Annotated in this window: 25 protein-coding genes; 11 read left to right on the plus strand and 14 right to left on the minus strand. The window is 47.3% G+C overall.

Features of this window, described 5'->3' with window-relative positions:
• Nucleotides 1-29 precede the first annotated feature (29 nt).
• The 3 genes from BLV66_RS10205 to BLV66_RS10215 all read right to left on the minus strand — a co-directional run bounded on the left by BLV66_RS10205 (nt 30) and on the right by BLV66_RS10215 (nt 3,863).
• Nucleotides 30-1,262: an L-lactate MFS transporter gene (locus tag BLV66_RS10205; protein ID WP_086986908.1), complete on the minus strand. Its 1,233-nt coding sequence runs from the start codon at nt 1,260-1,262 to the stop codon at nt 30-32.
• Nucleotides 1,263-1,275: 13 nt separating this feature from the next.
• Nucleotides 1,276-2,844 (minus strand): acyl CoA:acetate/3-ketoacid CoA transferase, encoded by a 1,569-nt coding sequence (locus BLV66_RS10210; protein ID WP_086986071.1) that lies wholly within the window; start codon nt 2,842-2,844, stop codon nt 1,276-1,278.
• Between the two features lie 83 nt (nt 2,845-2,927).
• The gene (locus BLV66_RS10215; protein WP_086986072.1) at nt 2,928-3,863 is read right to left on the minus strand and encodes a nitronate monooxygenase; all 936 of its coding nucleotides are present in this window, start codon (nt 3,861-3,863) and stop codon (nt 2,928-2,930) included.
• Between the two features lie 423 nt (nt 3,864-4,286).
• Here BLV66_RS10215 and BLV66_RS10220 point away from each other — a divergent pair, with 423 nt between their 5' ends.
• On the plus strand, nt 4,287-5,216 hold the full coding sequence (locus tag BLV66_RS10220) for a LysR family transcriptional regulator (RefSeq protein ID WP_086986073.1): 930 nt from the start codon (nt 4,287-4,289) through the stop codon (nt 5,214-5,216).
• 157 nt (nt 5,217-5,373) lie between these two features.
• On the plus strand, nt 5,374-5,607 hold the full coding sequence (locus BLV66_RS10225; protein WP_086986074.1) for a hypothetical protein: 234 nt from the start codon (nt 5,374-5,376) through the stop codon (nt 5,605-5,607).
• Between the two features lie 90 nt (nt 5,608-5,697).
• Here the strand turns inward: BLV66_RS10225 and BLV66_RS10230 are convergent, their stop codons facing one another.
• Nucleotides 5,698-6,045, minus strand: coding sequence for a hypothetical protein (locus BLV66_RS10230; RefSeq protein WP_086986075.1), 348 nt, complete (start codon nt 6,043-6,045; stop codon nt 5,698-5,700).
• Between the two features lie 279 nt (nt 6,046-6,324).
• On the opposite strand from BLV66_RS10230, the gene BLV66_RS10235 reads away from it, so the two are divergent.
• Nucleotides 6,325-6,780, plus strand: coding sequence for an OsmC family protein (locus BLV66_RS10235; RefSeq protein ID WP_086986076.1), 456 nt, complete (start codon nt 6,325-6,327; stop codon nt 6,778-6,780).
• A gap of 409 nt (nt 6,781-7,189) precedes the next feature.
• Here BLV66_RS10235 and BLV66_RS10240 read toward each other — a convergent pair whose 3' ends face one another.
• A complete protein-coding gene (locus BLV66_RS10240) occupies nt 7,190-7,573 on the minus strand; it encodes a MerR family transcriptional regulator (protein WP_176974248.1) in 384 nt (127 codons plus the stop codon).
• 130 nt (nt 7,574-7,703) lie between these two features.
• The gene (locus tag BLV66_RS10245; protein ID WP_086986078.1) at nt 7,704-8,507 is read right to left on the minus strand and encodes a Cof-type HAD-IIB family hydrolase; all 804 of its coding nucleotides are present in this window, start codon (nt 8,505-8,507) and stop codon (nt 7,704-7,706) included.
• Between the two features lie 145 nt (nt 8,508-8,652).
• Here BLV66_RS10245 and corA point away from each other — a divergent pair, with 145 nt between their 5' ends.
• A complete protein-coding gene (gene corA, locus BLV66_RS10250) occupies nt 8,653-9,606 on the plus strand; it encodes a magnesium/cobalt transporter CorA (protein WP_086986079.1) in 954 nt (317 codons plus the stop codon).
• Here the strand turns inward: corA and BLV66_RS10255 are convergent, their stop codons facing one another.
• On the minus strand, nt 9,607-9,918 hold the full coding sequence (locus BLV66_RS10255) for a hypothetical protein (protein ID WP_086986080.1): 312 nt from the start codon (nt 9,916-9,918) through the stop codon (nt 9,607-9,609).
• Nucleotides 9,919-9,942: 24 nt separating this feature from the next.
• On the minus strand, nt 9,943-10,236 hold the full coding sequence (locus tag BLV66_RS10260) for a hypothetical protein (RefSeq protein WP_245826682.1): 294 nt from the start codon (nt 10,234-10,236) through the stop codon (nt 9,943-9,945).
• Nucleotides 10,237-10,385: 149 nt separating this feature from the next.
• Here BLV66_RS10260 and BLV66_RS10265 point away from each other — a divergent pair, with 149 nt between their 5' ends.
• Entirely contained in the window at nt 10,386-11,189 is an 804-nt protein-coding gene (locus BLV66_RS10265; RefSeq protein ID WP_086986081.1) for a Cof-type HAD-IIB family hydrolase, read from the plus strand.
• 64 nt (nt 11,190-11,253) lie between these two features.
• Here BLV66_RS10265 and BLV66_RS10270 read toward each other — a convergent pair whose 3' ends face one another.
• The gene (locus tag BLV66_RS10270) at nt 11,254-11,520 is read right to left on the minus strand and encodes a helix-turn-helix domain-containing protein (protein ID WP_245826683.1); all 267 of its coding nucleotides are present in this window, start codon (nt 11,518-11,520) and stop codon (nt 11,254-11,256) included.
• Between the two features lie 50 nt (nt 11,521-11,570).
• On the opposite strand from BLV66_RS10270, the gene BLV66_RS15900 reads away from it, so the two are divergent.
• Both BLV66_RS15900 and BLV66_RS10280 read left to right on the plus strand, forming a co-directional pair.
• Nucleotides 11,571-11,819, plus strand: coding sequence for a SulP family inorganic anion transporter (locus BLV66_RS15900; protein WP_369596127.1), 249 nt, complete (start codon nt 11,571-11,573; stop codon nt 11,817-11,819).
• Nucleotides 11,729-12,721, plus strand: coding sequence for a SulP family inorganic anion transporter (locus tag BLV66_RS10280; RefSeq protein WP_086986083.1), 993 nt, complete (start codon nt 11,729-11,731; stop codon nt 12,719-12,721). The genes BLV66_RS15900 and BLV66_RS10280 overlap by 91 nt, the downstream gene beginning before the upstream one ends.
• Nucleotides 12,722-12,786: 65 nt before the next feature.
• Here BLV66_RS10280 and BLV66_RS10285 read toward each other — a convergent pair whose 3' ends face one another.
• A complete protein-coding gene (locus BLV66_RS10285; protein ID WP_086986084.1) occupies nt 12,787-13,473 on the minus strand; it encodes a CBS domain-containing protein in 687 nt (228 codons plus the stop codon).
• A 180-nt stretch (nt 13,474-13,653) separates the two neighbouring features.
• Here BLV66_RS10285 and BLV66_RS10290 point away from each other — a divergent pair, with 180 nt between their 5' ends.
• Nucleotides 13,654-14,022, plus strand: a complete 369-nt coding sequence (locus tag BLV66_RS10290) for a VOC family protein (protein ID WP_086986085.1) — start codon at nt 13,654-13,656, stop codon at nt 14,020-14,022.
• Nucleotides 14,023-14,414: 392 nt separating this feature from the next.
• On the opposite strand, the gene BLV66_RS10295 is transcribed toward BLV66_RS10290, so the two are convergent.
• The 4 genes from BLV66_RS10295 to chvE form a co-directional block, all read right to left on the minus strand.
• A complete protein-coding gene (locus tag BLV66_RS10295; RefSeq protein ID WP_086630159.1) occupies nt 14,415-14,738 on the minus strand; it encodes a PTS sugar transporter subunit IIB in 324 nt (107 codons plus the stop codon).
• Between the two features lie 13 nt (nt 14,739-14,751).
• Nucleotides 14,752-15,951, minus strand: coding sequence for a multiple monosaccharide ABC transporter permease (mmsB, locus tag BLV66_RS10300; protein WP_086986086.1), 1,200 nt, complete (start codon nt 15,949-15,951; stop codon nt 14,752-14,754).
• Nucleotides 15,952-17,484, minus strand: coding sequence for a multiple monosaccharide ABC transporter ATP-binding protein (mmsA, locus tag BLV66_RS10305; protein ID WP_086986087.1), 1,533 nt, complete (start codon nt 17,482-17,484; stop codon nt 15,952-15,954).
• Nucleotides 17,485-17,549: 65 nt separating this feature from the next.
• Nucleotides 17,550-18,638, minus strand: a complete 1,089-nt coding sequence (gene chvE / locus BLV66_RS10310) for a multiple monosaccharide ABC transporter substrate-binding protein (protein WP_086986088.1) — start codon at nt 18,636-18,638, stop codon at nt 17,550-17,552.
• A 230-nt stretch (nt 18,639-18,868) separates the two neighbouring features.
• Between chvE and BLV66_RS10315 the strand changes: the two genes are divergently transcribed.
• The 3 genes from BLV66_RS10315 to BLV66_RS10325 are packed head-to-tail and all read left to right on the plus strand — an operon-like array spanning nt 18,869 to nt 22,864.
• Nucleotides 18,869-19,837 (plus strand): ABC transporter substrate-binding protein, encoded by a 969-nt coding sequence (locus BLV66_RS10315; RefSeq protein WP_086986089.1) that lies wholly within the window; start codon nt 18,869-18,871, stop codon nt 19,835-19,837.
• A gap of 12 nt (nt 19,838-19,849) precedes the next feature.
• Nucleotides 19,850-21,274, plus strand: a complete 1,425-nt coding sequence (locus BLV66_RS10320; protein ID WP_086986090.1) for a sensor histidine kinase — start codon at nt 19,850-19,852, stop codon at nt 21,272-21,274.
• A gap of 15 nt (nt 21,275-21,289) precedes the next feature.
• Nucleotides 21,290-22,864, plus strand: coding sequence for a helix-turn-helix domain-containing protein (locus BLV66_RS10325; RefSeq protein ID WP_086986091.1), 1,575 nt, complete (start codon nt 21,290-21,292; stop codon nt 22,862-22,864).
• The last annotated feature ends 155 nt before the right edge of the window (nt 22,865-23,019 follow it).

The following is a 23,019-nucleotide window of genomic DNA, read 5'->3' on the forward strand; positions in this document are numbered from 1 at the left end:
ATTGGAGCGTAGGATATGCTTTTTTATGTTTATTGAACAGTTTCTGTGATCGTTTTGGTTGCTGTTTTTTTCTTGTAAACAAGATCTAGGATCAGACCTGCAGCCGCAACCACGATCGCGACATAGAAAGCTTTGGTGAAGTCACCGTTGTTCGCAGCAGCGATACCCGCTGTTACTTTAGGTGCAACGAAAGCGGATGTCGAGTAACCGATGAACACGATACCGTAGTTGACGCCTTGGAATTTCGGTCCGAAGTTATCCATGACCAATGAAGGGAACACGCCCATCACTCCGCCGAAGCATAAGCCTAAACCAATGATCCCTAGTGTAAAACCGAACATTGATTTGACGAAAATAAGGATCAAGAAAGTAAGAATAATGACACTATACATGATACTGATAGTCGTTGGTTGGCCCAATTTATCGGAAACAGCTCCCCAGATAACCCGACCCATTGTATTGCTGAGAGAATACACGCTGACATAAACGGCTGCCGCTGCTGCGGATAGGCCGAACATGGATTGTCCGATCGGTGAAGCGTTTGAAGCGATCATCAAGCCTGAGAACGCACCCATGGCGAACATCAGAATGATCATATAGAATTTTGGATCCTGCAACATTTCTTTCCAGTTCTTGTTTACTACCGGTTTATTCGCTGCTGCAGTTGCCGCTGCGTTCATATTTTTTGGCATGTAATCTTTCGGTGCAACCTTGATGAAGAGGCTGCAAGTGAAGCTAATGATGGCATAAGCGATCCCCATCCGCACGAAAGTATCGGCAACGCCAATACTTTGGATTAGTTGATTCGCGATCGGAGCTGCGATGATGGCCGCTCCGCCCATACCTGCTGTAATCAATCCGGAAGCCAACCCTTTTTTATCCGGGAAGAAACGGATCGTGTTGCTTAGGCAGCCTGAGTAAGCGAAGCCTTGTCCGAAACCGGCCATCAAACCATAATACACGTACAATTCAGTCAAAGTCGTTGCCGTTCCCGCCAAAGCAAAACCAACACCGAACAATACCGCTCCGGCCATCGTGCTCCATTTTGACCAACCTTTGTCGGTCAAGAAGCCGCCCAAAATCATCGGAATCGGTCCTAAAGCCGCGTTAATAGCGAAGGCTACCATGACCTCAGCCATTGTCCAACCTCTTGCGGCAGACAACGGTCCTGCCAATACGCTGAAAGCATAAACCGCCCCCGTACACATCAAGATACCCATAGAACTGACCAAGACAGCCCAACGATTAATTTCCTTTTTCATCAACAACACTCCCTTATTTTCCATTCGCCATGACGATGTTTTTTAGTTCTCCCCAATTTTCGCGGAACATGCCTTCGTTCATTACTTTCAGATTTTTGGCAATTACCGGTTTGAATCCCATTTGTCCCAAAATATCTTTTTCAAGATCGACGCCAGGCGCGATTTCGATCAGGCGCAATTTGCCTTTCTCGAGGTCGAACACCGCGCGTTCGGTCACATACAATACTTCCTGTTCCACTTCAGACGCATATTCTCCACTGAAAGTAACCTGTTCGACTTCAGCTACGAATTTCTTCGCTTTGCCTTCTTGGATGATCGTCAGACGGCCATCTTTGACTTCCTGCTGTAAACCGCCGGCAGTAAAGGTTCCTGCGAACACCAATTTTTTGGCCGCTTGGGAAATATTGATGAATCCGCCGCAACCAGCGACACGGTTGCCGAACTTGGATACATTCACGTTTCCGCAGGCATCGGTTTGAGCCAGTCCCAACACGGATAAGTCCAAGCCGCCGCCATCATAGAAGTCGAATTGGGCATGGTGATCCATGATTGCTTCACTGTTGAAGGCATGTCCGAAATCCCGCAATCCTGCCGGGACGCCACCGATTGATCCTGCTTCAGTAGTCAACACTAATTGATCGCTGATGCCTTCTTCGGCACCTACCGTTGCGACATTGACAGGGATCCCTACGCCAAGGTTCAAGATAGCAGAAGGAACCAACTCCATCGCAGCACGACGGGCGATAACCTTACGGGCATCCAAGGGTAGTGCTGCCACAGCATCCATTGGTACTTTTGTATCGCCGGAGAAAGCTGGATTGTACTCAGTATTTTCTGTTTGGAATTGATTGCCTGGTTGTGCCACGACAATGTAATCGACCATGATACCCGGTACTTTTACGTCTTTAGGATGCAGCGTACCTGCAGCCGCCAATGTTTCCACCTGAGCGATTACGATACCGCCTGAGTTTTTGACAGCCTGCGCGACCGGCAGCACTTCCATGTGCAAACCTTCTTTTTCAAGCGTCAAATTGCCTTTTTCATCGGCTACCGTTCCGCGGATCAGACCGACATTGATCGGGAAAGTCGGGTAGAATAACCATTCTTCATTTTCGATTTCAACCACTTTGACGATATCTTCAGTTGTGCGCGGGGAAAGCTTGCCGCCTTCCAGACGCGGATCAACGAAGGTGCGCATGCCGACTTTAGTGAACAAGCCCGGACGTTTTGCGGCGATTTCACGGTACAATTGGGTGATGACCCCTTGCGGAAGGTTGTAGGCTTCGCATTTGTTTTCGACGATCAGATCACTAATTTGCGGAGAAGCACTGACGATACCACCGATCCAACGTTTGATCAGGCCTTCGTGTGCCAAGTGGCTCATCCCTTTTGTGCGGCGATCCCCTACAGCGCTCGCGTGGATGACTGTCAGATTGTTCGGATGCCCTTCCGCTTTAAAGCGATCTTCGATGGAAATGGCCATTTCTTCGTTTACACAGGCCATACCGAATCCGGTCAACGCCACTGTGCTGTTATCTTTGATCAATTTTGCCGCTTCCGCAGCTGTGATTACTTTTGTCATAAGTGTACCCTCCTATTTGCTCGTTCATTCACATAAGTAAGTAAGAAAAAAGCTCAGTCTTTCTCTGAGCTTTTCAGTTTTGATTAATAAGCGATCTTCAATGATTTTGCGATTGTTTCAGCATCCTTGAACAAAGTTTCGATGATTTCTTTGGCAGGACGGATAGTGCGGACCATACCGGTGATTTGGCCGGCCATGACCGATCCGTTCTCTACATCACCTTCGAATACAGCTTTGCTCAATGAGCCCAACGCCAACTCTTCCAATTCATCACGGGATGCATTGTTGTTTTCCAGTTCTTGGAATTTCGTAAGCATCTTGTTTTTGATGGAACGGACAGGTGCTCCGTTGCGGCGGCCTGTAACTATTGTAGCTGTATCGTCAGCATCCAGTACCGCTTGTTTGAATGTAGCCGGAACCGGGCATTCTTCAGCAGACAAGAACAGTGTTCCGACTTGGATCCCTTGAGCACCCATTGCGTACATAGCAACGACGCCTCGGCCGTCACCGACTCCGCCGGCTCCCAATACAGGGATGTTGACCGCGCTGACAACTTGCGGCACTAAACACATGGTTGTTGTTTCGCCGACGTGTCCGCCCGCTTCTGTTCCTTCAGCTACGATTGCATCCGCGCCCAAAGCTTCCATTTTTTGTGCATGCTTCACGGAAGCGACTACCGGAATGACTTTGATGCCGGCTTCTTTGAATTTCGGCATGAACGGTTTCGGTGTGCCCGCTCCTGTTGTCACGACTTTGACGCCTTCTTCGATCACGACATCAACCAATTCCGGGCAATTCTTCATCATCAACATCAAGTTGACCGCAAAAGGTTTCTCCGTCATGGATTTGCATTTTTGAATTTCTGCACGCAATTGATCTGCTGTCATCCCGCCTGAAGCGATGATGCCAAGTCCGCCTGCATTTGAAACGGCAGAAGCGATATCAGCCGTTGCAATCCGGGCCATTGCTCCTTGAAAAATAGGATATTTTATTCCTAGCATTTCGCATAATGTTGTCATCTTGTTTTTCCTTCTTCCTTGAATTGTGAGTGATGAGTCTGCAGCACCGTCTGAAATTACCGCTTTTATTTGCTCACCTTTTCTCTTAATAGTTGCATTATAGAATTTATATGATTAATTGTGAAATAGTAATCTTCAACGGTTTATCATAACTGTTTAGTTATATGAAATAATCTGATTTGGAACAGAAAGCCCGTCATTATTGATTTTTAAAATAAAAATAATACACCTCTTTTTTGAGATAGTGTATTTTGTTCATATCTTTTTTGTTCTGAACAGATATCATTTCCATAACTCTTCTGTTATAATTGTGATTATTTTATCTTTCACAATCATAAAATGAGGTACAATAACGCTTGTAATTCTTTATCGTTTTCCCGTATAACCAACAGTAGAACGTCTTGAACGAAAGGATGACAAAAAATGATGCAACAGACCACTATCATTGCCTACCTGGATGCCATCGTCAGTGAAGGAACCTTCACCCAGGCGGCAAAGTCCCTATATATTTCCCAACCCTACCTCAGCAAAACCATCACAAAATTGGAAGAGGAACTCCAAACCCAATTGGTCGAACGCAATCGTACTCCGATGGAATTGACCTATGCGGGCGAAAGGTTCCTGACCCATATGAAAAAGATGCAGAACCAATACGAAGATATGGTCAACGAATTGACCATGATCACAAAGCTGAAATACGGCCGGATCCGCATCGGTGTCCATCCGATTATGGGTTCCTTTTTGCTTCCCTTGATTCTTCCGAAGTTCCATGAAAAATATCCCGGCATCGTCCTGAAAATAATGGAACAGGACGCCAAAACAACAGAAATGGACTTGTTGGAAAACAAAGTCGATCTCTATTTGGGGATGATGCCGATCCATAACGAACAACTTTCCTATACCGTGCTTGCGGATGACAAATGGTGCGTCATCGTTCCCGATACAAGCCCGCTGTATCAACCCGGCTTGAAGGAAATCGAAAAATTTCCTTATCCTTTGAACCTGTTGAAGAATGAAAAGTATGTGCTGACCACTTCCCAATCCGGTATCCGCAAGCAAGCTAATGAATTTCTGAAGCATCTGGACATAAAGGCAGATATCGTCATGGAATCACAGAACATCTCTACAGCGGCAGCACTTGCGAGAAAAGGGATGGGCTTGACCTTTCTGCCGAAAAGCGCGCTCAACAATAGCGAATTGATGGACAGCTACAATATTTATTATATCGAGACCACCTTCGTCCACACCCGCTATTTCATTGCCTACAGCAAAGAAAAGACCCTTTCCTCTGTCGACTTGGCCATGATCGATATGGCGAAGGAACTGATGAAAGCATACAGTGACTCGATTTGATGCTTGCGGTCTGCAGCAACGAAAAGACCCCTCTTATTCTTTTCGGAACCATATCATTTGGCCTTCGGCACCAGAAGTTGTATCATCAAAGTGAACAATGATGGACTGCCATACTTTGCGTACAAGAACGGATAACTTACCCATAGGAGGGGTTATGATGGATAAACTACCAAAAGATGACCACGATTCTATCGATGCCACTTGGTTAACGGAAGATCCCTATCTGGATATCATTCCCGAAGATCCCCCTCAAGAAACCGAAATTCTTTACTGCCAATGCAAGAAGCCGTCTAGCGTTTACCCCGAAAGCAACGATCTTGGCCATTGGCTGAAGTGCGGAGACTGCAATCGCGTCATCGAAGGTTCGTTTGAAGCAGTAAAGCCTTATTAATCCAATCGAAAAAAAAAAAGGAGCAAGGGAATGCGGAATGACGCACTCACTTGCTCCTTTTGATTCCTGCTATGAAAGAAACACCAGAGATTAGTCTGGTGTTCCACCGTTTGTTGCTTTCAAGTTCTTGATATCCAAAAACTTTTGGCAGAGTTTATCCAATTCTTCTTCCATCACAGCGCTCGTCTCAGGTGAATAGCTGAGCATTTTTGCCGGATTGGATACCAGATCCAGAACGGAGTCGGGAACCACCTTGTCTCCTTCGACATGGACAGCGATCTGTGGGTAGTAGTTCGTTGTTCCGCAGCATGCTGAGACAAGATAGGCGATTTCATAATGCTCGTTGCCTTTGTCGCGGATGCGGAAATAGCCATCGCCGATGAATTCCTTTTCCGGTCCGAAATTAGCCAATATCAGTTCCAAATCCTTCTTTTCCATTAAAAAAACCCCTTTTCTTCATGAATCAAACAGACGATTATTTATTTAAAAACGTGAACACAGGCTTGTCCTGCAAAACTTACCCGCACTTTTACCTTCAAGCATATTATACCACTCCCGGACGGTTTTGGACATCAGCCGAGCTACAGATGAGGGCTATATTTCCGTTGCTCATTCCTCGTTTTGAGGGAGTGCTTCTGTTAAGTTTATCCTTCACCGCTATGATAAAATAAACTTGTAAGCGCAAACTAAAACAAATACAGAAACGGGGTTACCCAGATGACAGAAACAAAACTATCGAAACTGAGAATCACTGGCCAATCACACCAAGGCATCACCACTACGGTAAAAGTCCGTAACCTGCCTGAATTTTTTGTGGATGAATCGGAACGGATGGGTGGCGACAACAAAGGGCCAAATCCGTTGGAATATCTTTTGAGTTCGTTGGCAGGTTGTACCTCGATCATTGCCTATTATGTAGCCGAACAACAAGGGCTCGCCTACAGAGGCCTTTCGTTTACCGTTGAAGGCACCTTTGATCCGCGCGGTTTTGCCGGAGAGGATGATATCCGGACCTACTTTCAGGAAGTCACGCTCATCAACCATATCGAGACTGATGAGACCGATGAAGCCATCGAGAAGCTGGCGGCTGAAGTCGAAAGAAGATGTCCGGTCTATAACCTCATGCTGGATGCGGGTGTCGACATGTCGACCCAGTGGATCCGGACCAATTAAAAAAATCAGAAAAGCGGAACGGGTTCGTTCAGCCCTTATTAAGGAAACACTGTGACCTAATCGGTCAAGTGTATCATGCCTCTAAGCGATTGAAATCGCAAGAGACATGACAATTTAGGAAATCGAGCCATACAACTGAGCATCGTAGAGCGCAATATGCTGAGGGACTTCCTGCGTCAGCAGGTTAGTCGAACAGTATCCTTGGCTCGTAGAGACAAGGGGTTCCTTAATCCCTTCCGAAAGGCTTACCCGTGAAGTTAGCCATCTAATTTGATTGCATGAAACATTTTGCAAATCTGTTAAACAACTACGGTGACACACTTTCAGATTCGAAATATTATATATTTTGAATAAAATCCCATCAGCCGAGCAAATTAGGCGGCCTGATGGGATTTTTTTGTGGTTCCATCTACTTGAATTCTCTCAACTTGTTTTCGCTTGGAACCATATGGCTCGTATAATTTTCGATTTTGAAAGTCAGACGATCCATTGCTTGTTTCATAACATCAATCCGTTCTTGGAGTTCACGCTGTTGTTCGACCAAAAGATCCATCCTTGCCGGAACGGTCTCTTCTCCGCTGCGGAAAAGCGCGAGATATTCGATCAACGATTCGATCGATAAACCTGCATTGCGCATCTGGCGGCTGAAGACAATCCACTTTAGATCTTCTTCATCAAACTCACGTACCCCGTTCTCATTCCTTTTTATTGGAGGAATCAGACCGATCCTCTCATAGTAGCGGATTGTATCAGTGGATACACCCGTTTGCTCACTGGCTTTCTTTATGTTTATCATCTCGTCCATCCTTTCGGCATCAAAACCTATCCTGACAGTTAGCTTCAGTTATATCCTACACCTTGGAGTGGACTCCAAGTCAAACGGGAATTTCGGACAGCGAGGACTAACCCTCTTCAGTAAACCGTCACCCTTGCAATGCAAGCAACTGAAGGATCGTGTGCGACACCGCGTCCTCATCATTCGTTCTGCCTGTGATGAAGGCCGCCGTGTCCTTGATGATCGGATAAGCATTCCGCACAGCGAAACTGTATCTGCCGCTCTTCATCATTTCGATGTCGTTCATCCCATCACCGAACACCATCGTTTCTTCAGGAGTGACCTGCAGCAACTCCTGCAGACGGGCAACCGTACTCCCTTTATGGACATTCAGGTCCGTGATGTCCAACCGAGCCTTCTCCGAAGCGACGATATGCGCCCGGTCGCTGTAATCGGCTAATTTTTCAGCAGTATCGACGCAGCGCTCTTGCATATCGCGGACCGTAATTTTGATGAAATCGTCCCTGATGGCTCCGAAATCCGCCACCGTAACCACCTTTTTGTAGGAGCTCCTGACCGCTGCAGATTCCTCGGGCGACAAATCATTTTTAATCATGGCGGCTTCTTTCGTGCAGGCGATCAAGGTATGCCCAAGTTGCATCTCTTCCAGTTCGCGCAGGATGGCACGGCCTGTCCCATTCTCCAACAACGATTCGTAGACGACTGCGCCGTTGCGTTTGATCCGCGAGGCACTGTCCCCCAGGATCCAAAAACCTGCGGCATCTTCGCCGAATATTTCTTCGACGCGCTCGCTCTGTTTGCCGGTGCATAGAGCGAAAACGACCCCCTTTTCCGTCATCAACTGCTTTACCTGCTTGAAAAGTTCCCTGTTGAAATCCCCTTCGTTATTAAGAAACGTGCCGTCCATATCCGTCAAAATCAACTTGATCATCCGATGTCCTCCATTCCGATTATCTTATCGCTCCCATTATCGCATATTTCTCCATCTCGGACCGCTAAATGACCCAAAAATGGCATCGGCAGTGCATTTCCCGTATAATGAATATTGAAATCACTCGTAAAGAAGGTGCAATTATATGATAACAGTTACCGGCATCACAGCTGACAATCTCGTCCACACAGATATCGATTTGGATACAACCGACCTTTCATCCTATAAATGGATCTGGGCCGACTTCAATGAGCCTAGCCCATCCGAAGTAAAATATCTTGAGAAGACCTTCCACTTCCATCCACTTGCTATAGAAGACTGCCTGCAAATACTGCAGCGTCCGAAGCTGGATTATTATGAAGACTACACATTTTATGTGACGCATCATGTTCGTAAGGAAGGAAGGGAGCTCTTCAAGGAAGAATTGGACTTCTTTGTCAGTGAAAAATTCATCGTCACTTTTCAGCTTACCCACTCAAAAGAAGTGGCCTATATCCAGAAACAATTGCTGACCCAATATAATGCCGAAAACTGGGACCCGTACTTTATTTTTTACAGAATCCTTGATCAGATTGTGGATAATTATTTCCCTTTAATCCACGACATCGAAGACCGTCTTGCTCAACTTGAAGAGGATAACCTGAACAAAACGACTGCCGCATTCATACCTGAATTGATGGAGTCTCGGCATCTTCTGTTGGGTCTGCTGCAGACCGTCACTCCGATGCGGGATCTGCTTTACCGCATGCTGAATTCCCAACACCTGGAAGGAGTCAGCAAAAGACGGAGTTATTTTTCTGATATCCATGATGACCTGCTGAAGGTATCCGAGATGATCACCTCAAACCGTGAGGTGACGACGGATATGCGCGATAGTTACCTATCGCTGAATTCCCATCAGACCAATAATGTGATGAAGGTCCTTACCATCATCACTTCAATTTTCTCGCCTTTGACATTGATTGCTGGCATCTATGGGATGAACTTCGAACATATGCCCGAATTGACTTGGAAATACGGCTATTTTTTAGCTATCGGCCTGATGTTTGGAATCGGGTTGGCAATGTATCACTGGTTCAAAAAAAGTGGCTGGTTCTGATCACCCGCCGTTTTTCTTGTAATAGGTGGCGACAGGATATTTCAATTTCCCTGTCGCCAGATAGATTCGGAAATCATTCACCGCAAAGAGATCACCTGGCTCAAGCAAAAAGAAATAGAGGCGGATAGGATAACGTTTGCTTTTGGCCAAAATATGATTGTTGCCCTCATAAACGTACCACCAGATTTCGAACATCTCTCCCCTAAAGGAAAACTTATCCTCCAACAGCGTAAACTCACAGCAGCCTTTTCGTTCCAGCAGATCGGCGACATCCAATTTTTTTCTCCAGATTCCTTTTTGCATCAGCTTCATTTTCCTCACCCTATCCATCAGCTATCATTTTTGATTTACATGATATTTCTGCACCACGATTTGATTGCGCTTGTTCTTCCTGCCGTAGATCACGATTGCGTTCCCTTCGGTGACCTGATACAAAAAATCCAACGAATGCGCGCGAATCAGGCAATTCTGCTTCTCTTCCTTGTCCACCGTCAGCGTGAAGCGGATCAGCGGCGTCTCTTCCAGTTTGAGAATTTTGATTTTTTCCACTGAACCTTTCAAGCAAATCCCATTTTCCATATCAGTCACATCCTTCAACACCATAATACGAACATACGTTCTTTTTGTCAACTGTTTCCTTCTCGGGAAAATCGCTGAAGGCATTCTTTTCCTTTTTAGAATAGTAAGGAAACATGTTAAGATGTTTTAAACATAAGCGGATGCTAAAAACTGGCGACCTCAACCGGGTTGTTTTGCATCTGACGAAAGGAAGATTTGCCATGCCCATCAAACTAATCGCCGTCGATATGGACGGGACTTTCCTGGACAGCCGGAAGGAATTCAACAAGGAGCGTTTCGCGGCTCTGTACGAACGCATGCTCGAAAAGGATATCCGCTTTGTCGTGGCCAGCGGAAACCAATACTATCAACTGCGTTCTTTTTTTCCTGAAATACAGGATGATATTGCTTTTGTCGCGGAAAACGGAGCCTTTGTCGTGGACCGTAACAAAGAGCTGTCCGTCGGTGAGATGACGCAGGATACGATCGATAAAGTACTCCGGATTTTCAAGGAATTGGATGCCTATTCAAAATTGGTTGTTTGCGGCAAAAACAGTGCCTATGTCGACAAATCCGTTTCCGATTACTTTTACCAAAATACGAAACGCTTCTATCATCGCTTGAAGCGTGTGGATTCTTTTTCCGAAATAGACGACATCATCTTCAAATTTGCATCCGGATTTGGTGAGGATGAAGTACCCGCACTCTTGGAACACTTCACACGCGAAGTAGGCGATGTCGTCTCCCCTGTACCGACCGGCCATGGCTCCATCGACCTCATCATTCCTGGCATGCATAAAGCTTCCGGCATCCAATTGCTGCAGAAACTGTGGGGCATCTCCGATGAGGAGACCGCAGCATTCGGCGACAGTGGGAATGACATAGAGATGTTGCAGCATGTGGCTTACAGTTTTGCGATGGCCAATGCATCCGACGACGTCAAAAAAGCCGCCAAATACCGTGCCCTTTCGAACAACGAAGAAGGTGTGTTGGCTGCAATCGAACAGCTGCTCGAAATGGAATAGACGGAAAAAGGAAGATGCCCCCGCCTCATATTGAAGCGGGATGCATCTTCCTTTTCTTTTCTTACTAGGAAATCAAGCCTGTCAAAAAGGCCAATAATTCATACTTTTTCTCTTCGGGCATTTTTTTGATTTGAGCGGTAAGTTTCTTTTCCACCGGGCTCATTTCCGCATTGAAGAATTCCGCCAACGTGACGCCGAGAACCTCGCAGATATGGTTAAGTGTCTTCAGGGACAACTTAGTCGAATTGTGTTCGATGGCTGAAATGAAGGAAGGCGAAACGTCGATCTGCTCAGCCAATTCTTTTGCCGTTATTTTGTTCAGTGTGCGCAATTCCTGAATACGGCATCCAGTACCTATTTGCCGCCACGATTCTGGCTGGTGTGCTGCAGCTCGTCCTGGGACTCCTCAAAATCGGCACCTTAATGCGTTACATTCCGAAGCCAGTCATGACCGGTTTCGTGAACGGATTGGGAATCATGATGTTCACTTCGCAATTGGATCATTTCCAAGGCAGCCTGCTTTTGCCGCTTCTGGGCTTTTGGGCATCGCGATCATCTTCCTGTTCCCTAGAGTCACGAAGAAAATCCCTGCGCCTATCATTGCAATTCTCGTCATCACCGCGATTGTGATGGGCTTTGGCTTGGATGTGAAAACGTTGGGCGATATGGGTTCCATCTCTACGGATTTGCCGCGCTTCGGCATCCCAGCTGTTCCGATGACATTGGAAACTTTGCGGATCATTTTCCCAACTGCACTTTCGGTTGCTATCGTCGGATTGGTTGAGTCCTTGTTGACTGCACAATTGGTCGATGAAATCACTGAAGAGAAGAGCGACAAAAATCAGGAAACGTTGAGCCAAGGTCTTGGGAATATCGTTTCTGGCTTTTTTGGTGGTATCGCCGGTTGTGGCATGATCGGTCAGACGATCATCAACCTGAATTACGGCGGACTTGGCCGTTTGGCGACTTTCCTGTCCGGATTCTTCATGTTGTTGTCCGTCGTTCTTTTGAACGGTTCTGTCGTGCAGATTCCGGTTGTCGCTTTGGCGGCAGTCATGGTCGTTGTCTCCATCGAAACCATCAATTGGGATTCGATCAAACGCCTGCGTACGAACCCCAAAAACGAAAGCTTCGCAATGATCCTGACCGTCGCCATCGTTATCGTAACGCATAACTTGGCTTATGGTGTCGTAGCCGGCACTTTGGTCAGCGCCGTCTTCGCTGCTTTCAAAATGTCCCATCTCCATGTTGCAGTTGGAACTTCCGATGTTGATCACCACTACAAAGTGGATGGCCACCTTTACTTTGCTTCCGCCGAAAAATTCCTGGACTTTTTCACCGAAGAAATCGAACACGAGGAAGAAGTCGTCATCGACATCAGCGCCATGACTTTATGGGATTCCACAGCTGTCGATGCGATCGATAAGCTCATCACCCGCAACAACAAACGGGGTGTTAAAACGACGCTCACCGGTGCGAACCAACAAAGCTCTGCTCTTTTCAACCGGATATCTATCCACAACAAAAAATAGACAAATACCTCCCTCACCCTGAATCTTCAGCGTGAGGGAGGTGTTTTTTAAATAAATGCCTGTATTTAGACTTCAACCAAGTCAAAACGCGTGATGATGCCGAGCAGATTCTCTGTATTTTTGCCGCTATCCGTCACCAACAGCGCATCAATTTTTTGGTTATCGAACTGTGCTTCGGCTTCATAGATGGTCGCATCCTTCTTGATGAAGGCAAAATTATTTTTGTTCTCGTCCAACACAAGTATATCCCGCGCAAGCGTTCCGGCGATCGAAATGCTGGCTTCGTGCGCATATTGGGAAAGCCAGTGCGTGATGCCATTCTCGGTCAACAACCCAATCACTTTTCCGTTTCCATCCTTGATTGGAAATTGGGTCAGATCGGTGTTCCGGATAGTTTCAAGGACTGCGGGAAGCGGGGTCGTTTCCTTGAAAAATTTCACATCATTCGACTTGATATCAAAAGTGGTCTTCGGTTTCAACAGTTGTTCGTGGATTGATTTGATCATATTCAGCGCCGCCTCGTTGACGAGCACCAGATCGCTCTGGTTTCCATGGCTCAGGAAGTTGCGCAGATCCCCTAATATCTGGAAGTCATCCCGTACCCTTTTCACATAGCTGTCGTAGCGCGCAGCGTTATCCACCAACTCGTAAAAGCTGTAGTAGGATTTCCCGCGGTCGGGCTTGTATTCCTTGTTGAAGAAACTCTCGATATCATTGAAATAACCCATAAATGCTTCGTTATTGCTGCTCAATCGCCGTCGCCCTCTCTCCTGTTACTCTCTTTATGCTTCTATTTTAACAATTCAACGCGGGAAATACGAATCCAAAGCCTTTCATCCAAAAAAGCCTTCCGCAAACTATCCTCCCGTTGGCCTTCCCGAAATTCCCGAAGTATAATAAATCTATCACCGACAAGAAACGGAGGAAATGATATGACCACAGCGAATATCATGCTTTATGTTAAGGACGTTCAGGCGAATGCCGATTTTTGGAAACACTATCTCGATTTCAAAGAGGTTGACCGCTTTGACTTTGGGGATTCCATCAGCATTGTGCTGGCGGTGAACCCTGCGTGCAATCTGCAGCTGTTCAATATCGATTTCATCAGAAAGAATTCACCTGAAGTGGTCGACAACAAGCCTTCTTTATTGTTCGACATCTCCGATTTCGATGGGCTGTACGCGCGCTTCAAGGAAAACAACGAGACGGTCGGCGAAATCATCGAAATGGGCGGAGCCAGGACCTTCAACTTCCCCGACAGGAATGGCGACTACTATGCTGTCCGGGAAACGGCTGAATAAGCCGACTGCATGCTCCGAACCAAGCCATCAACATAAATAACCACCGGATCTGAGGGCAAAACGCCTTGGCTTCGGTGGTTATTTTGTTTCTTAGCTCAACTCCGAAAGATAGATCAGCCGGGTACCATCACAATCGAGGGACAACTTAAAACGTAGCCCCAACTCCGGAGAGGCAGCCGCTCGCCGGATGACAACTTAACTATCGGCACCTTCTCCGGGGAGGCCATCCTCATCGGAGAACAACTAAAAATGCAAGCCAAACTCCGGCCAAACCTCCGTTCATCGGAGCTGAGAGCCGAAAAGCCGTTCGCAAATATTTTATCCGGAATATAAAAGTTTCCAGAAAATAGAGCCACCTCAATTTGAGACGGCTCCCACACTTATTCTTTTTCTTATTTCCCGATCAACGCAATGATCTCCTCAAGAACAGCTTCCCCGTCCAGGATTTCATAATTTTCCCTCGAAATCAGCTTGTATGGCACCGCCTTATAGGTCAGAAAATCCTTCAATCGCGCGATTTCGTATTTGGATTGCGGGCCGATCATCAGAGCATCGATCGATTGGCTTTGGATCGCCTGCTCCGCGATGATCGCCGGCGCGGAGTAGACGTGGATGTCCAGTCCCCTTTCATCCGCCGCATTCTGCACATTCTTCACCAGTAAGCCGGTCGTAATTCCTGCCGTACAAATCAATAAGGCTGTCTTTTGTTCGGTCATCTGCTTCAACCCCTTATGCTGCTTTCTTTTTCTTGTTGTAGATATCCAATACGACGGCCAACAACAGAATCAAACCTTTGATTGCTTGCTGCCAGTCGACACCGACACCGAGAATGGACATTCCGTTATTCAAGACACCCATAACCAAACCGCCGACGATCGTTCCCACGATGGTGCCGATTCCGCCTGAAGTGGAGGCTCCTCCGAAGTACACGGCTGCCATTGCATCCAATTCCATGGATGTACCCGCTTGCGGTGTGGCCGCATTCAGACGCGCAGCCAAGATAAGTCCGGCTAATGCAGCCATTGCGCCCATATTTACGAATACCCAGAAAGTGATTTTTTTCGTTTTTATACCTGACAATTCTGCCGCTTTACGGTTTCCGCCTGTTGCGTAGATTTGGCGTCCCGCAACTGTCTTGTTCGTCAAGAACGCATAGGCTGCTACGATGACTCCCAAGATGACCAAAATGACAGGATAGCCTTGGTAAGATGCGAAGATATAAGTCACACCGATCATTACTACTGCTGTCATGACTGCTTTCAGCGTGAAAGCGTTCATTGATTCCACTTCGAACAGATTATTTTTGCGTTTTTCGCGTGTACGCCATTGACCGAAAACGAGCGCTGCGGCGATGAGGACGCCCAGGATCATCGTCAATAGATGGATACTGCTGTCAGTCAGATCAGGTAAGTAACCTGTAGAGATTTTTTGGAATATTTCCGGGAAAGGCGCCAATGATTGCCCGCCCAGCACGACCTGCGTCAAGCCACGGAACATCAACAGCCCTGCTAAGGTCACGATGAAAGCCGGGATGCCGAAGTAGGCTACCCAATAGCCTTGCCAAGCACCGATGATCGCTCCGATTGCGATACAGATTGGCACTGCCAACCAAGGGCTGATATTCCAATTCACCATCAAGATGCCGGAGATGGCACCTACGAAAGCCATTACGGAACCTACCGAAAGATCGACATGGCCCAAAAGGACAACCAACAACATGCCCGCCGCCAACACCAAAATATGACTGTTCTGCAGTACGATGTTCGTGATATTCAGCGGTCGCCAGAAGATGCCGTCCGTCATGAGCTGAAATGCAATCAGAAGGCCGATCAGAATGATGACCATACTGTATTTACTGAAAATATCAAGCGCCTTTGTTTTTAGATCCATTGTTTGCTTTTCTTTTTTTATACCGTTAGTCGTTTCCATCTATAGCACACCTTCTTCTTCCCTAGTCATTAGATTCATCAGCGATTCTTGGTTTGCGTCTTTGCGTAAAACTTCACCCGTGAATTTGCCGTCATTCATCGTGTAGATGCGATCGCACATACCTAAGATTTCAGGCAGTTCGGACGAGATGATGCAGACACATTTGCCGGCAGCCGCCATCTCTTCGATGATTGTGTAGATTTCGTATTTGGCGCCGACATCGATTCCACGCGTCGGTTCATCCAGGAATAGGACGTCTGGCTCCGTCATCAGCCATTTGGCAAGGACGACCTTCTGTTGGTTCCCTCCGCTGAGGCTGCTGACTTTTTGGTAAATGGAGCTTGTCTTCGTCCGCATTTTTTTGCGGTATTCCTCGGCTATCTGGACTTCTTTTTCTTTATCCAGGACGCCTTTTTTGCTGATTTTCCCTAAGCTTGCGATCGTCGTGTTCTCGCGGATGTCCATCAAGAGATTCAATCCCAGTGCTTTCCGGTCCTCGGATACATAAGCAAGTCCATTTTCGATGGCTGCTGGCACATCCTTAACCGAAATTTCCTGCCCTTCTTTGAAAACTTTGCCAGAAATGTTGCTACCGTAGGAACGTCCGAAGACGCTCATCGCGAATTCGGTCCGGCCTGCCCCCATCAATCCGGCAATCCCGACGATTTCGCCTTTGCGGATCTTGAAATTGATCTTCTCGTTCATGACGCGGTGCGCATCAATCGGATGATGCACCGTCCAATCCTTCACTTCAAAGTAAACATCGCCGAGGTTCGGATGGCGTTCGGGATAACGGTTCGTCAAGTCCCTTCCGACCATGCCGCGGATGATGCGATCCTCGTTGATGGCCTCTTTTTCCAACGTTTCAATCGTTTTGCCATCGCGCAGAATCGTTATGCGGTCAGCCACGTTGACGATTTCATTCAACTTATGGGAAATGATGATGGAAGCGATACCTTGCCTTCTGAATTCCTTGATCAGCTCCAATAGGTTGGCACTCTCTTCCTCATTCAGTGCGGCTGTCGGTTCATCCAGGATCAACAGGCGTACCGATTTCGAGAAAGCTTTCGCGATTTCGACCAATTGCTGCTGCCCGACCCCAATCTGGGAAACGAGTGTATTGGGATTCACTCTCAAGCCGACTGTTTTCAGCAGATTGGTTGTTTTCTTTTCCGTCAGGTCCCAGTCGATGATACCGTGCTTCGCTTGTTCATTACCGAGAAAAATATTTTCACTTACGGACAGATACGGGCTGAGCGCCAACTCCTGGTGAATGATGACGATGCCTTCATTTTCGCTGTCCTTCAGATTCTTGAATTTGCAGGGCTCACCGTTGTAGACGATATCCCCCTCATAACTACCGTAAGGATACAAACCGCTCAACACATTCATCAGCGTTGATTTTCCCGCACCATTTTCGCCGCATAGGGCATGGATTTCGCCACGCTCAATTTTCAGATTCACATCACTCAATGCCCGGATGCCAGAAAATTCTTTGACGATATTCCGCATCTCCAATATATAATCCGCCATGATACCCCTCCTCTATGGAAGAGACTTCCTTGGCGTCGCAAAGGAAGTCTCCGTTATTCACATTTTTATAAACCTAAATCTTTTTCAGAATAGTAGTCTGTATCGATCAATTCCGCCTGATAATTTTCTTTATCGACTGAGATCGGATTAGCCAGATAAGTCGGTACGATTTTCACACCGTTATCATACGTTTCTGTATCGTTTACAGGTACTTCTTCCTCGTTGAAGATCGCTTCGATCATTTCGATTGTGTTTTGAGCCAAGATACGCGTATCTTTAAAGATAGTTTGTGTCTGTTCGCCAGCAATGATCGATTTCACTCCCGCTTGGGTTCCATCTTGACCGGTGATGACCGGCAATGGTTTTTCGTCTGAGCCGTAACCGACACCTTTTAAGGAAGAAATGATTCCCAAGCTGATCGGATCATAAGGAGACAATACTGCATCCAAGGTTTTATCCGTGTAATTCGCGCTTAACAGGTTGTCCATCCGGGCTTGTGCAGTCGATCCATCCCAACGCAAGGTTGCGATCTGGTTGAACTTTGTTTGTTCGGAAGGGATGACCAATTGGCCGCTTTCGATGTATTGTTGGAATACGGACATCACGCCGTTGTAATTGATCAAGGCGTTGTTGTCGTCCGGGGATCCGCCGAACAGTTCGATATTGTATGGGCCTTCACCTTCGCTCAAGTTCAATGCATCTTCAATATAGGAAGCCTGAAGCACACCCACTCCAAAATTATCGAAAGTTGCATAGTAGTCAACGTGTTCGGAATTCATCAACAAGCGGTCGTACGCGATGACTTCGATGCCTTCGTCCGCTGCTTTTCCAAGCACATCCGTCAATGCGGACCCATCAATGGAAGCGATTACCAAAATATCTACACCTTTTGTGATCATATTCTCGATCTGCGCCACCTGGTTTTCCACTTTATCTTCCCCGTATTGAAGGTCTGTCTTATAGCCCAGCTTCTCCAACTCGGTAACCATGTTGTTGCCGTCCGCAATCCATCTCTCGGCTGACTTCGTCGGCATCGCGATCCCTACATAACCAGCATCCCCTGTAGATGCTTCGCCATCCCCGCAAGCACCTAGCGCTACTGCGGATAATAACGTTGCTGCTGTAAGAAAACTTTTCTTCCAATTGAATTTCATCCCTGATTCCTCCACTGCTGTTTTATTTGATAAACACATTGTATCGCTAACAGACACCGCTTACATTCACTATCTTTTCCAGTTTCTTGATATTCTTACTGATTTGTATCCGTTTCCATATGAATTTTTTCCGATTTTCTTTGTTTTTTTTCGAAGGCTCCATAAACTGTGCTAAACTATTCGATGGTAGCGTTTCATTTTGGTTATATATAGGAAGGAAGTTTCCCGCTATGAAGTATCTATTGCATCTGCTCCTCCTACTCTTTGTTGTTGGCGGCTGCGCGAACAACCCTGATGCGGAAGAAGCTCCAGGGAACATCGTCATCGGATTCTCGCAATCCGGAACGGAGAGCAATTGGCGCAAGCGCCACACAGAATCAATAAGAGAAGAATTGGATAAAGAAGGCTACGAAGTGCTGTACCGGAATGGCTTCATGAACCAAGATCGCCAGATCCAGGACATACGGACCTTCATCGCCTATAAAGTTGATATGATTGTCTTCACGCCGATCGTGGAAGATGGTTGGGATGCGGTTCTTTTGGAAGCAAAAGATGCAGGCATACCGGTTATCGTTGTCGACCGGCATATCCGCACAGCAGAAGAGAATCTGTTTTTGACGCACATCGGTTCCAGCTTCAAGGCTGAAGGAAACCGAGCGGGACTCTACATCACCAATCATTTCCAAAGCAGCTCCCAATCCTCCGTGAAAATCCTGGAAATGAAAGGGCTTGCGAATACTTCGCCGACCAATTTCCGCAGTGAAGGGTTCCTGGAAGTGATCAGCCGCGATTCGCGGATATCCATCGCAGCATCCTTGGAAGGGGACTTTATCCGTTCCAAGGCGAAGGATGTCTTCCGGAAATACATAGAGGAGAACGGCTGGAAAGACATCGATGTTCTCTACAGCCATAACGACGAGATGACGCTAGGCATGCTGGAGGTCATGGAAGAAAAAGGCATCGTCCCCGGCCAGGACATCCTCATCGTCACAATCGACGGCCAAGCGGAGATGATCGAAAATCTGCGCACCGGCAAAGTAAATTGCGTCGTCGAATGCAATCCGAACGCCGGCTGGTATGTCCGCAACACGATTAAGCGTTATTTGAACGGCAATACTATCCCGAATGAAATTTACATGCCCGAAACCGTTTTTTCCGATAAAGGGAATCTCGACAGCATTCCGCCACGGGAATATTAGGGAGGCTATATGATGGAAAAAATAGCCAGTATCAAAGATATTTTTCAGCAGACCAACCGCTTACTCTTCAGCATCACCCTGATTCCCTTGCTTGTGATCAGCATCTTCTACACGCGCAATATCTTAATCTACCGCAGCGCACTGGCGAATGTCGAAGAAGCGAATACCGTTTCCACCATCGTCCAGGAAAATGTTTTGGAGGAACTGTGGGACCTGGTCTTCGGGCTCATCGACATCACCGATTACGAGTCCGGCAATGAGCTGGAAAAGGTGCGGCTGGCCATCAAAGAAATCCAGGCCAACACCACCACTGCCAAGGAATCCGCCACACTGGATGTCGCTTTGCGGACCTTGGACACGCTCGACAATTACATTTCCGAGATGGAAAACAATATCGCCAACGGCCGGCCGTTCGATGAGAACGAAGCCATTATGGTCCAAGTTGATGCCGTAACTGTCCTGCTTTATGCTATCCTGCAGGACTTTGTGCGTGTCGAAATAGAAATTGCAGGGCAAACCAGCGATGATATGCTGGTGTCGCTCTATTATCTGATGCTGTTCGAACTCGTGATCGTCCTTACGATCGTCTATTATGCCCGGAAGAATAACCGCTTTTTAACGCAGCAGATTCAGGAGCCGTTGAACGATCTGATCGTCCTTTCCGAGGAACTGTCGCAAGGCCATCTGGATTATCAGGCAAAAGAGCCAGAAGTCGCCGAGTTGCGCGTCGTAACGGAAAGCATGAATGACATGGCGCGGAATCTGCATGTCCTGATCGAAGAAAATGCCGTGAAGCAATTTGATTTGGCCCAGAGCGAGTTACGTGTCCTGCAGGCGCAGATTACTCCCCACTTCATCTACAATACCCTGGACGCCATCCTGTCCTTGGCTGAACAAGGCAACAGCGAGCAGGTGAAGACGATGACCTACGCCCTCTCCGATTTCCTGCGCATCTCCTTAAGCAAAGGCCAGGACTGGATAACGATCGAGAAAGAAATCCGACACGTCGAAGATTACCTGACGATTTTGCAGATTCGCTACGGGACCATGCTGACGTTCGCCATCGATATCCCGGATGCCATCCTCCAAACGGAAGTGCTGAAGATGATTCTGCAGCCATTAGTGGAAAATGCAGTCTACCACGGAACCAAGCATGTCCGCCGGGCCGGGAAAGTGACCGTCACGGCAACCTATACAGCTGACACTATCCAATTCTTTGTGACCGACAACGGCATCGGCATGCAGGCAGAGCGGCTCCTCAAAATCCAGGAACGGATTGCTCAAGCCACTGTCGATGATTCCGGTGAAGGCGGGTATGGCCTTTATAACGTCCGCAAGCGGCTGCTGTTGTACTACGGCAACACCGCTTCCCTCTCTATCGACAGCACCTACAGAAAAGGCACGACCATCACAGTGACGGTACCTAAGATTACCTAAAAGGAGCGAACAAGCATGTATAAAGTCTTTATTGTCGAGGATGAGCACCTGATCCGGGACAGCCTGAGGAACCAGCTGCTGTCCCTTGCCGAAACACACCCGTTAATTTTTTCCGGGGAAGCCTCCGACGGGGAAATGGCCTTGGCCTCGATCATGGACGTCAAACCGGATATCCTGCTGACCGATATCCGGATGCCCTTCATGGACGGCCTGAGTTTAGCAAAGGAAGTCCGGAAGATCTTCCCTTGGATCCGCATCATCTTCATCAGTGGTTTCGATGATTTCGAATACGCACGCACCGCCATCCAAGTGCAGGCGGACGCCTATCTTCTGAAGCCAATCAAAGACACCGAACTGATCCAAACGCTCGAAAACGTCATCGCGGTATTGGACAAACAAAAAGAACCCGTCACGGAACGGGATACGCATGCGGATAATTTCGTCTTCGAGCTGAAAAAAAATCATTTCCTGAACGGCATCTTCCGCGGGGACTTATCGGTTCCGGAAGTGCTGCAGGAATCCGCAGCCTTAAAGCGCTCAATCGTCGGGAAAAAGACCTGCGTCGTATTGGCCACCAATCATTACGACAAGAATTTCGACGATTATTTCCGTTTCAGCAATTATCTGCATTTCCTTTTTGGAGAAGATGATAGCATCATTTTCTCCAGCATCTCATCGCGCTTTATCAAGTTTTTGCTGATGGACAGCGATTCTGATCGGCTGTTGGAAAAAAGTTACCAGTTAGCCCAGACATTGGTCCATGAACTGAAAGACGAAGAAGCGGATGATTTGATTGTTTCAATCGGACCGATCGTCGAACGGCTGAGCGAAATTCCGCAAGCCTATCGCTACACGCAGAACATGCTCCAGACTTACGGCGTTCTGAGGACCGAACGGATCATCAGCTACGAGGATGACATCAAGGACGGCGAAGTTTCCCCGACGAATCCTTTCAAACTAGATTTGGCCCAAAAAATTGCCCAGACCGAAGCTGATGAGCTCGAGGAACTGGTGCTGGAACTTCAGGGAACGCCCGGTGATACTGAAGAACGCAACCGCCTCTTCCGCTTTTTCGTGCTGACCGAGCTGGGCCACCTTGTCCAAAAAAAGAAGCCCGGTTCGGAGCAGCCTTTGCTTGAAAAAATGAATGACCTTGACCAGTTGGCGTCGGTGGCTGCAGATGCCGCGGAATATACCCAAATCATCGAAAAGCTATTGGCTTTCCTGATGGCGGCTCATATCCATCCTTCTATGGTGAAGTATCAGAGCGTCATCCAAAAAGCCTTGGGATTCATCAAAGAGAATTTTACCGATCCAGATATCTCCCTGAATGTCGTGGCCGATGCCGTAAATCTGAGTCCGTCGCACTTCAGTACCATCTTCTCGCAATCTTTGGGGCAGACCTTCATCGACTTCCTGACAGAATGCAGACTGCAGCATGCGAAGGAGTTGTTGGTCGGGACGGATGACAAACTGTCCACTATCGCGATGGACATCGGCTACAACGATCCCAATTATTTCAGCTACCTCTTTAAAAAACGGGAAGGCCAGACCCCAAAAGAATTCCGAAGAACACATGCCAGAGCGTGATGAATCGCGGTTAGGGGGTTAGGGGGTGGAATTCCCCGCCAAATTGTCTTTGAAGGGGAATCTCGTGTTGTTCTCGGACGTTTTACCCCGCGTAATAGGTTTTGGCGGGGTATCTCTGAGCGTAAATTAAACTTCCATATAAAGAGGCTGTATCA

It is taken from the genome of Trichococcus collinsii, from assembly GCF_900107505.1.
GTDB classification, from domain to species: domain Bacteria; phylum Bacillota; class Bacilli; order Lactobacillales; family Aerococcaceae; genus Trichococcus; species Trichococcus collinsii.